The following is an 863-nucleotide window of genomic DNA, read 5'->3' as shown; positions in this document are numbered from 1 at the left end:
GGTAATTGGCTATGGGGATATACCTTAGATAATTCAAGAGAGTTTGGAGATGCTAGAGTATGGCAGATAATAAATCTTGGCGATGATATAGTTTTAATAAAAAATCTATTAACAAACACTTGCATTAATGATGAAGGAAGAGATATAACCCATAGAAGTTGTAATAGAAATAATAGAAATCAACAGTGGCAACTATTAGCTATGGATAATGGTGTAGCTCAGTTAAGATCTACATCTTCAAGAAACTGCATAAAAAGTGAGTTTGGAAGTATTACTGATAATAATAGATTTTTTAGTATTACAATGGAGGGTTGCTCGCCATCTCTTACTATTGGACAGCAGTGAATATTTATCCCTGAACCAACTCAGACTTCACCATTATGAGGAGATAGATAATGAGAGTAAGCTTATTTAATAAAATAGTTAAGTTAAATAATAAAAATATCTTACAGACTTTAAGTAAAATAGTTAAATTTAATATATCTAATAGAGCATTTAAACTCGATATATTAAATAGTTTAAATAGAGCAATTAGATTAATAAATCCATTAAAAGCATTAAAATCTCTAAGATTAAATTTATTAAGTAAATTCTTTTTAATACTTAGTTTTACTCTATCACATGCTGTAATAGATGATTTTAAAACTAGATGATTCTAAAGGATTTGCAGGAGATAGCATTAAAGCTCCAGATGAATTAAAAGTTCCTGATAGAGAACCTAATGTAAATAATGAGAATATTAGACCACTACTAAAATCATCTATGCTAAGTGATGAATTTACTCCACTACTAAGTCTTAGAACACTTGATACTGGTTTATCTCTTATAGTAAATTTAAATAAATCAGATGAAACATTTAATTA

Annotated in this window: 3 protein-coding genes; all 3 read left to right on the top strand. The window is 27.7% G+C overall.

Annotated features, from left to right (window positions below):
* Positions 1-345 (top strand): RICIN domain-containing protein (locus CIGNP91_RS08005; RefSeq protein ID WP_180383235.1); only part of this gene is annotated, 345 nt, incomplete at its 5' end.
* Between the two features lie 50 nt (positions 346-395).
* A complete protein-coding gene (locus CIGNP91_RS08000) occupies positions 396-653 on the top strand; it encodes a hypothetical protein (RefSeq protein WP_086228831.1) in 258 nt (85 codons plus the stop codon).
* The coding region (locus CIGNP91_RS08645; protein WP_180383234.1) for a hypothetical protein at positions 634-863 on the top strand (230 nt) is incomplete at its 3' end. The genes CIGNP91_RS08000 and CIGNP91_RS08645, both read left to right, overlap by 20 nt.

It is taken from the genome of Campylobacter sp. P091 (assembly GCF_002138935.1).
Classification (GTDB): domain Bacteria; phylum Campylobacterota; class Campylobacteria; order Campylobacterales; family Campylobacteraceae; genus Campylobacter; species Campylobacter devanensis.
The sequence above is the reverse complement of the archived record's forward strand: the minus strand, read 5'-3'. Positions and strand labels throughout refer to the sequence as shown.